Genomic DNA, 8,087 nt, shown 5'->3' with positions numbered 1-8,087 from the left:
GCCGGTTCGGCGCGCATTCGTCGAACGAGAGCATGGCGCCGGTGTTTTACGAGAAGATGGCCTTCATTGCCTTCTTCAATGCCGGCGTGCGCGCGCTCGACATCCGCGATCCCTATCACCCGAAGGAGGTCGGCTATTTCATCCCGTCGATCACGGACAAGACCGACAAGCGCTGCGTCACCGTCGACGGCAAGGACCGCTGCAAGATCGCGATCCAGACCAACAATGTCGAGACGGACGACCGCGGCTACATCTATGCGGTCGATCGTGCCGACACCGGCCTGCACATCCTCGAATTGACCGGCGATGCGCGCGCCGCCGCCGGCCTGCCGGGTGAATGATGCGCCGCCTGCTCGCCATCGTCGTCGCGGCGCTGGCGTTCGGCACGCTGTCGGGGCTCGCAGCCTATCAGAAGGTGCGGCCGCCAGCTGATGGCGGCGGCGACGGGCGCTGGCAGGAGATCGCCTGGCCGTTTCCGCGCGACGGCTGGCCCGCCGGCCGCGCCTTCCGCTGCGGCGATGCGGCCTGCGGCGGCGAGGCGGAGATCTATGTGCGGCCGAAGATCGGCTTCTGCAATTGCGACACCGGGGTTGCCGATGACGACGAGGTCGACCGCGTCGCCGATCTCGATCTCATCACCCCGCGCTTTACGCCGCGCGAGCAGGGCAGGGCGGTCCGCGTTGCCGACCTGGCCGGCCGGTCGCGCGACTATGATCTCGATATGTCCGATGGCTCGAAACATGCGGCGGTCGGCTTCGCCCTGTCGCACCGCTGCGACCTCCTGGTCGCGGTGACGCAAGGTGCGGCCACGCCCGATGCGCTCAAGCGCGCCGCGCTGGATTTTCTCGCCTCGCCGCCGATGCACCGCTGGATGCTGGCGTCGGTGGGCGGGAAGTAGCTTGGTTTTGCGTAGCAGTGAGAGATCGGGCACGAGGGGAGGGGGTGCAGCGACGCAAGTGGAAAAAAATAGCAGTCATGCGGACCAGCCTGACGCCAGACGAGTCGGCTTCCATCAACGTCAGCATCGTGCTTAATACCAATTCCGTAGTCACGAACACATAACTCCCCCCGAGCCCGCCCATGTCCCTGCAGCTCTATCTCGCCTTCGTCGCCGCCTGCATTGCGCTCGCGCTGTTGCCTGGGCCGATCGTCACGCTCCTGATCGCCAATGGTCTGCGCCACGGCACCCGCGCGGCGCTCACCAACATCGCCGGAGTGCAGACCGGGCTGCTGATCGTGATTGCCATCGTCGCGATCGGCCTGACCTCGCTGATGGCGACCATGGGCTACTGGTTCAACTGGGTGCGGCTGGCCGGCGCCGCCTATTTGATCTGGCTCGGAATCAAGCTGATCCGTGCTCCGAACGAGGGCGTCGAGGCCGAAGAAGCGCCGCCGCCGCGCGGCGGCTTCTTCCTGCAGGGTTTTGTCGTCGCGCTCTCGAATCCGAAGCTGCTGGTGTTCTTCGGCGCGTTCATTCCGCAATTCATGGACATGAGCAAGGATCACTTCCCGCAGGTGGCCCTGCTCGGCGTCACCTTCATGGTGCTCGCCGGGCTCACCGACGGAATCTACGCACTGCTCGCCGGCCGCGCGCGCAGCTTCTTCTCCGCGCGCCGCACCCGGATGGTCTCGCGCGTCTCCGGCGGCTTCATGATCGGCGGCGGCGTCTGGCTCGCGCTGACGAGGGCGCGCTAGATCACTTCCTCCGTGCGCAGTGTCGTCTCGATCTCGCCGAGAATCCGCGCCAGCCGCTCCGCCCATTGCCGCTGCCCGTCCGGCTCGGCGATCTGGTCCTGCCGGATCTCGATGCCGGAATGGATCAGCCCGCGCGCCTCGCCATGGACCGGTATGGTGTAGTCGGTTGCTTCGCTCACCGCATAGGGCTCGTTGTCGCCAACCACCAGGTCGCCCTCGGCGCGCAGCGCCTTCAACAGCAGCGGCGGCAGCACCTTGTCGTGGTGATAGAGCGTGCCGATGTGCCAGGGCCGCTTCACGCCGGCATAGACCGGCGTGAAGCTGTGCAGCGCGACCAGTACCGTCGGCTGCTTCGCTTCGAGCCGCGCGTCGATCGCGGCGGTGATGTGCCGGTGATAGGGCTCGAAGATCGCCTGCCGCCTGACCTCGGCCTGTTCGCGCGACAGCGCCTCGTTGCCCGGGATCGTCGTGACCTCGCTCAGGCGCGGGATCGAGGTCGCTGCGGCCGGCGGCCGGTTGCAATCGATCACCAGCCGCGAATAGCGTTGCGCGATCAGTTGCGCGTCCAGCGCCTCCGACAGCAATTCGGCAACGCCCGCAATGCCGATGTCCCAGGCGATGTGGCGCGTGAGCTCGCTTTCGGGCAGGCCGAGATCGCCGAGCGACCGCGGAATCAGCCTGCCATAGTGATCGCAGGTGAAGAGGAACGGTGAACGGCCGGTCTCGTGAGCCTCGTGCACCGGCGGCGCCTCATCGGCTCCCAGCAGCAAGGGCGCTTCTGCCATGTTGGAAAGCATCTTGCTCCTGCCTATCGAAGCGGCATTTCGACCTTAAAATTGGGCAGCCACCCCTATAGATTAGCCGGCCCGAAATCACGATCATTATATGACGATGCCGCTGCTGACGATTCATCACAAAACCGAATATCGCTATGCGCGCCCGGTCGCGTTCGGCGAGCACCGTATCATGCTGCGGCCGCGCGACGGCCACGATCTGCGCGTGCTGGAGAGCCGGCTCGACATCACGCCCGAGCCGATGCGGCTGCGCTATATCCACGACGTGTTCGGCAACAGCGTCGCGATCGCGACCTTCGACGAGCGCGCCGAACGGCTGACCTTCACTTCCAACGTCACCGTCGAGCATTTCCCGGCCGAGGAGTTCGCGCTGACGCCGGATGATCCCGCCTATTTCTATCCCTTCGCCTATGACGACGAGGAGTTTCCCGATCTCGTCCGCTACGTCGAGCCGCAATATGCCGATCCCGAAGGCGAGCTGTCGGCCTGGGCGCGCGCCTTCCTCGACGAGGAGGCGCCGACCCCGACCTTCAAGATCCTGAGCGGGATGACCCATCGCATCCGCGAGATCTTCACCTACCGCAAGCGGCATGAGCGCGGCACCCGGCATCCGCTCGACACGCTGCAGGCCGGCTCTGGAACCTGCCGCGACTATGCGTTGTTCATGATCGAGGCGTTGCGCCGGCTCGGCATCGCCGCCCGCTTCGTCTCCGGCTATCTGTTCGTGCATGACGAGGCGGGCGAGCGCGGCCATGTCGGCGGCGGTTCGACCCATGCCTGGGTACAAGGCTACCTGCCGAGCGCCGGCTGGATCGAGTTCGACCCGACCAACGGCAGCATCGGCAGCCGCGACCTGATCCGTGTCGCGGTCGCCCGCGATCCGTCGCAGGCGATCCCGCTGCATGGCGTCTATCTCGGCCCAGCGGACGCGTTCACGGGCATGGAGGTGAACATCAAGGTCACCTTGTTGGACGAACAGGTGGCCGAGGAGGAGGCCTGAATCATGGAGATCAAGGTCGGTTTCGAGATCACCTATGCCGCGCCGCAGCCGACGCCGATGGTGATCATGCTCGCGATCCATCCCTCGCGCCGGGCCGACATCATCGGCAGCGAGACCATCACCGCCGAGCCGAATGTGCCAATCGGCTTCTACCGCGACACCTTCGACAACATCTGCGGCCGCCTGGTCGCGCCGGCCGGCGGGGTGACGCTGAAGGGCCGCGCGCGGGTGCGCGATTCCGGCGCGCCGGACGCGGTGAACCCGGCGGCGCAGCAACTGCCGATCGACAAGCTGCCGGACGATCTGCTGCTCTATCTGATGCCGAGCCGCTATTGCGAGACCGACAAGCTCAGCGATATCGCCTGGTCGCTGTTCGGCAAGACGAAAGCCGGCTGGGAACGGGTGCTGGCGATCACGACCTTCGTGCATGACCACGTCACCTTCGGCTACCAGCACGCCCATCACATGAAGTCGGCGCATGACGTCTACGAGCAGAAGAGCGGGGTATGCCGCGACTTCGCGCATCTGGCGCTGACCTTCTGCCGCTGCATGGGGATTCCGGCACGCTATTGCACCGGCTACATGGGCGACATCGGCATTCCGCCCGAGCCGTTCCCGATGGATTTCTCCGGCTGGTTCGAGGCCTATCTGGCCGGACAATGGTACACGTTCGACGCCCGCCACAACGTCCCGCGCATCGGCCGCATCCTGATGGCGACCGGCCGCGACGCCGCCGATGTCGCGCTCTCGACGAGCTTCGGGCGGATGGAATTGAAGAAGTTCGAGGTGGTCAGTGACGAGGTGGCGGCGTAGGGGGCCATCGCCACCTCCCGTCATTCCGCCTTCGCTCGCTTGACGCTCGCGTCCGAGAATGACAGTCACACTGGATGACCTCCGACCTCCTCTTCGTCTACGGCACGCTGATGCGCGGCTTCGACCATCCGATGGCCAAGCTGCTCGCAGCCAATGCCGATTTTCTCGGCGAAGCCACCTGCCGCGGCCGGCTCTATTGCGTGACGCACTATCCGGCGCTCGTGCTTTCCGACGATCCCGCCGACATCGTGCATGGCGAACTGTTCCGCCTCCGCGCGCCCGAGGAACTGTTGCGCGAGTTCGACATGTACGAAGCCTGCGGCGAGGGTTTTGCAACACCGACCGAATATGTCCGCGAGCCGGTTCGCGTGACACCCGGCGACGGCGCGGTCAATGAGGCCTGGACCTATCTCTACAACTGGCCGGTGACGAAGTTGTCACGGATCGAGTCGGGACGGTTTGTGGCGAGATAGCGGTCCAAATCCATCTGCCGTCATTGCGGGCTCGCGCCTTGCGGCGTATTCCGGAATGACGGCGGAGAGAGAGCCCGACGTTTCACGCGCGCTTCTTCGACGTCTGCTCCATATACGAGCGCAGCACCGCGTTGATGCGGCGCTGATAGCCATCGCCCTCGCGCTTGAAGAAATCCAGCACGTCCTCGTCGAGGCGGATCGAAATCGCCTTCTTCTTTGCCGGGATTACCAGCACCGCATCCGACCAGTCGATATTCTCGAACTCCTGCCAGTCCGGATCGTCCTTGATTGCGGCTTCGATCTCTTCGTCGGTCAAGGCATCGACCCGCGCCCAGTCAGTCTTGCCCTTGCGGCGGTCGCCCCAATTGCGTGTGACGATACGTTCTTTCTTCATTCTTCCTTGCGCGGCGCGACGAGATGATCCGGATGACTTCTGCTCGCCGCGTGAAAACGACGGCGATCAATTTATTTTCCAGAGAACCTATCGCGATCCAACGCTCCTCATCGTTGCGGGCCGACCGACGAAGAAGAACAGGTCCATAGAAGATCCTCGTCGCATCCTCGAAGTCGATACCGTGCTTTTGCCGATTGGCTTTGCTCTTGTCCTCGTCCCATTCGAACCCGGCCGGCGCGAGAAATTCCAGCGACGCGTCGGGCATCTGAGCAGACCCTATCGTATGTACAAATGTATTTCATTTCAAGACAAGGGAATTGTGGATATGGACGGAACATATCATGAACATTAGATTTGCAAATTGCAAGGGTCGCCCGATCAGCCTCTCTGGAAACGGCCTCGATGTTGGTTTGATCAATGCGCTTCACGCCCCAGCTTCTCGATGAGATTCGCGCCCGGCTTCCGGTGTCGGAGGTGGTCGGCCAGCGCGTGAAGCTGAAGCGGGCGGGGCGGGAGTGGAAGGGGCTGTCGCCGTTCCAGCAGGAGAAGACGCCGTCCTTCACGGTCAACGACCAGAAGGGTTTTTACCACGACTTCTCCTCCGGCAAGCACGGCACGATTTTCGACTTCGTGATGGAGACCGAAGGCGTCTCCTTCCCTGAGGCGGTGGAAAAGCTCGCCGCGATGGCAGGCGTGGCGCTGCCGGTGCATAGTCCCGAGGCCGAGCGCCACGAGCAGCGCCGCAAGACGCTTTACGACGTCATGGAGCTCGCGGCAAAGTTCTTCGCCGACACGCTGGCCTCGCGCACCGGTGCGAAGGCGCGCGGCTATCTTGCCGACCGTGCGATTTCGCCGCAAACGCAACTGCAATTCCGTCTCGGCTACGCAGCGCCGGAGCGCTTTGCGCTGAAGGAGCATCTCGGCTCTCAGGGCGTCCCGGTCGAGGACATGGTGGAGGCGGGGTTGTTGGTCTCGGGAGAGGACATCCCCGTGCCATGGGACCGCTTCCGCGACCGCGTGATGTTTCCGATCACCGATCTGCGCGGCCGGGTGATCGCCTTTGGCGGCCGCGCGCTGGAGAAGGACGTCCCCGCCAAATACCTGAACTCGCCGGAGACGCCGCTGTTTCACAAGGGTGACAATCTCTACAACCTCACGACCGCGCGGCAGGCCGCGCATAACGGCGCGAACCTGATCGTGGTTGAGGGCTATGTCGACGTCATCGCCATGGTGACGGCAGGCTTCGCCGGCGCCGTCGCGCCGCTCGGCACCGCGCTGACCGAGAACCAGCTCGCGCTGCTCTGGAAGATGGCGGACGAGCCGATCCTCTGCTTCGACGGCGACCGCGCCGGGCAGAAGGCGGCATGGCGCGCCGCCGACCTCGCCCTGCCGCATCTCAAGCCTGGCAAGAGCTTGCGCTTTGCGCTGTTGCCGGAGGGGCAGGACCCCGACGATCTCGTGCGCCAGAGCGGGCGCGGCGCGATGGAGGACGTGATCTCCGCTTCCCGCCCGCTCGCCGACATCGTCTGGTCGCGCGAGCTCGAAGGCGGCAATTTTGCCACGCCCGAGCGCCGCGCCGCGCTGGAGGCCCGCATCGGCGAGCTCGCCAATTCCATCCGCGACGAGGTGGTGCGGCGCTATTATCGGCAGGATCTCGTCGAGCGATTGCAGCGGACATTTGCCCCGGAGCCGCCCCGCGGCTTCGCCGGCCAAAGATTCGGCCAAGCCGGGTTCGGCCGCGAATCACCTGGCCGGTTCGCGCCCCGTGCCCCCGGTTCCGGCAACCGATTCGCCCCCCGAAATGCCCGCGGACCGGTCGTTGCCCCCTCCCTCGCCCCCGGTCCCTACCAGGCCGCGAGCCCGCAGCTTGCGGCGAGCCCGATCATGCGCGGCCAGCGCTCGGCGCTGTCGCGGCGCGAGGCGCTGATTCTGCAATGCCTGGTCAACCATCCCTGGCTCCTGCACGACCATCTGGAGGAGGTGGCGGCGCTGGAATTGTCCCATCCCGAGGCCCACAAGCTGCGTGCCGCCATCATCGCGGCCTTCGCCAACGACCACCATCATTCGCCGGACCCCGACGAGCAGGCCGAAAAGATGCGGGCCGATCTCGAAGCCAGCGGATTTCTACCAACACTTCAACGGGTTGAGCGGGCGATCACGACCGGTGCGGTGTGGGGCGCGCGGGCCGGCGCGGCGCGAGAGGATGTTCTTTCCACCTGGGCCCAGCTCGTTGCCTTGCATCGGCAATGGCACTCCTTACTTAGGGAGCTGAAGGACGCCGAACTGGCTTTGGGCGAGGAGCCGAGCGAGGCGAATTTGGCTTGGCTGAAAGACGTCAAGGCCCGGATGGCGGAGGTTGACGGTACCGAGGCGCTGATCGAAGGATTTGGCGAGCTGTCCGGCCGGTTCCAGCGAAGCGTTTGAGCAACATTCCTGCGGATGGCGGTGTCGGGGCCGCAAAAAGACTCGCCAAACCCATGGTTTGGTTGCAAAAACAGGGTTCAGCGGCATAGCAGGCGAAGATCAGGACGGCAGACCAGCGAAGCGGGATTCGGGGGTGGCGAGGGGGTACGCCGCCCTTTTGTCGCGTTTTGAGAAATCGAGATGCAAGCGAACGTGGCGGCTCGGGACGGGGCCGCGCGCGTTTTGGAGAGCAATGAATGGCCAGCAAGGCAAAGACGCTGCAGGTGAAGGAAAAGGAAAAGGACGACAAGGCCGACGCGCCCGAGAAGGACGCGGCCGATGCGCCTTCGCCGTTGCTGGACCTCTCCGACGCCGCCGTCAAGAAGATGATCAAGCAGGCCAAGAAGCGCGGCTTCGTGACCTTCGATCAGCTCAACGAGGTGCTGCCCTCCGACACCACCTCGCCGGAGCAGATCGAGGACATCATGTCGATGCTCTCGGACATGGGCATCAAC

General features: G+C 64.7%; 10 protein-coding genes and 1 pseudogene. 8 read left to right on the top strand and 3 right to left on the bottom strand.

The genetic code is table 11. The features are described from left to right. The 3 genes and pseudogenes from JOY90_RS10420 to JOY90_RS10410 all read left to right on the top strand — a co-directional run. Positions 1 to 341, top strand: a pseudogene (locus JOY90_RS10420) (hypothetical protein); the annotation flags it as partial. Next, complete coding sequence (locus JOY90_RS10415; protein WP_291691050.1) at positions 341 to 898, top strand: hypothetical protein; 558 nt, start codon at positions 341 to 343, stop codon at positions 896 to 898. The pseudogene JOY90_RS10420 and the gene JOY90_RS10415, both read left to right, overlap by 1 nt. A 182-nt stretch (positions 899 to 1,080) precedes the next feature. Further along, the gene (locus tag JOY90_RS10410) at positions 1,081 to 1,695 is read left to right on the top strand and encodes a LysE family translocator (RefSeq protein ID WP_291691049.1); all 615 of its coding nucleotides are present in this window, start codon (positions 1,081 to 1,083) and stop codon (positions 1,693 to 1,695) included. Here the strand turns inward: JOY90_RS10410 and JOY90_RS10405 are convergent. Beyond that, complete coding sequence (locus JOY90_RS10405) at positions 1,692 to 2,492, bottom strand: N-formylglutamate amidohydrolase (protein WP_291691048.1); 801 nt, start codon at positions 2,490 to 2,492, stop codon at positions 1,692 to 1,694. The genes JOY90_RS10410 and JOY90_RS10405 overlap by 4 nt on opposite strands. 94 nt (positions 2,493 to 2,586) lie before the next feature. Between JOY90_RS10405 and JOY90_RS10400 the strand changes: the two genes are divergently transcribed. The 3 genes from JOY90_RS10400 to JOY90_RS10390 all read left to right on the top strand — a co-directional run bounded on the left by JOY90_RS10400 (position 2,587) and on the right by JOY90_RS10390 (position 4,775). Continuing rightward, complete coding sequence (locus tag JOY90_RS10400; RefSeq protein ID WP_291691047.1) at positions 2,587 to 3,489, top strand: transglutaminase family protein; 903 nt, start codon at positions 2,587 to 2,589, stop codon at positions 3,487 to 3,489. A gap of 3 nt (positions 3,490 to 3,492) precedes the next feature. Beyond that, positions 3,493 to 4,302 (top strand): transglutaminase family protein, encoded by an 810-nt coding sequence (locus JOY90_RS10395; RefSeq protein WP_291691046.1) that lies wholly within the window; start codon positions 3,493 to 3,495, stop codon positions 4,300 to 4,302. Positions 4,303 to 4,376: 74 nt separating this feature from the next. Further along, positions 4,377 to 4,775 carry a gamma-glutamylcyclotransferase gene (locus tag JOY90_RS10390; protein WP_291691045.1) on the top strand — a complete coding sequence of 133 codons (399 nt, stop codon included), beginning with the start codon at positions 4,377 to 4,379 and terminating at the stop codon, positions 4,773 to 4,775. Positions 4,776 to 4,857: 82 nt separating this feature from the next. Here the strand turns inward: JOY90_RS10390 and JOY90_RS10385 are convergent, their stop codons facing one another. Together JOY90_RS10385 and JOY90_RS10380 are read right to left on the bottom strand one after the other, a co-directional pair. Further along, positions 4,858 to 5,091 carry a BrnA antitoxin family protein gene (locus JOY90_RS10385; RefSeq protein ID WP_367276908.1) on the bottom strand — a complete coding sequence of 78 codons (234 nt, stop codon included), beginning with the start codon at positions 5,089 to 5,091 and terminating at the stop codon, positions 4,858 to 4,860. Positions 5,092 to 5,110: 19 nt separating this feature from the next. Then, a complete protein-coding gene (locus JOY90_RS10380; protein WP_291691043.1) occupies positions 5,111 to 5,434 on the bottom strand; it encodes a BrnT family toxin in 324 nt (107 codons plus the stop codon). Between the two features lie 152 nt (positions 5,435 to 5,586). Here JOY90_RS10380 and dnaG point away from each other — a divergent pair, with 152 nt between their 5' ends. After that, positions 5,587 to 7,593, top strand: a complete 2,007-nt coding sequence (gene dnaG / locus JOY90_RS10375) for a DNA primase (protein ID WP_291691042.1) — start codon at positions 5,587 to 5,589, stop codon at positions 7,591 to 7,593. 236 nt (positions 7,594 to 7,829) lie between these two features. Then, on the top strand, positions 7,830 to 8,087 hold a 258-nt coding region (locus tag JOY90_RS10370), incomplete at its 3' end, for an RNA polymerase sigma factor region1.1 domain-containing protein (protein ID WP_291691041.1).

Source organism: Bradyrhizobium sp., assembly GCF_019242285.1.
Classification (GTDB): Bacteria; Pseudomonadota; Alphaproteobacteria; order Rhizobiales; family Xanthobacteraceae; genus Bradyrhizobium.
The sequence above is the reverse complement of the archived record's forward strand: the minus strand, read 5'-3'. Positions and strand labels throughout refer to the sequence as shown.

What these genes read in the sequence shown, in the direction of transcription:
- JOY90_RS10415 (WP_291691050.1), top strand. Translation starts at nt 341, where the DNA reads ATGCGCCGCCTGCTCGCCATCGTCGTCGCGGCGCTGGCGTTCGGCACG.
- JOY90_RS10410 (WP_291691049.1), top strand. Translation starts at nt 1,081, where the DNA reads ATGTCCCTGCAGCTCTATCTCGCCTTCGTCGCCGCCTGCATTGCGCTC.
- JOY90_RS10405 (WP_291691048.1), bottom strand. Translation starts at nt 2,492, where the DNA reads ATGCTTTCCAACATGGCAGAAGCGCCCTTGCTGCTGGGAGCCGATGAG.
- JOY90_RS10400 (WP_291691047.1), top strand. Translation starts at nt 2,587, where the DNA reads ATGCCGCTGCTGACGATTCATCACAAAACCGAATATCGCTATGCGCGC.
- JOY90_RS10395 (WP_291691046.1), top strand. Translation starts at nt 3,493, where the DNA reads ATGGAGATCAAGGTCGGTTTCGAGATCACCTATGCCGCGCCGCAGCCG.
- JOY90_RS10390 (WP_291691045.1), top strand. Translation starts at nt 4,377, where the DNA reads ATGACCTCCGACCTCCTCTTCGTCTACGGCACGCTGATGCGCGGCTTC.
- JOY90_RS10380 (WP_291691043.1), bottom strand. Translation starts at nt 5,434, where the DNA reads ATGCCCGACGCGTCGCTGGAATTTCTCGCGCCGGCCGGGTTCGAATGG.
- dnaG (WP_291691042.1), top strand. Translation starts at nt 5,587, where the DNA reads ATGCGCTTCACGCCCCAGCTTCTCGATGAGATTCGCGCCCGGCTTCCG.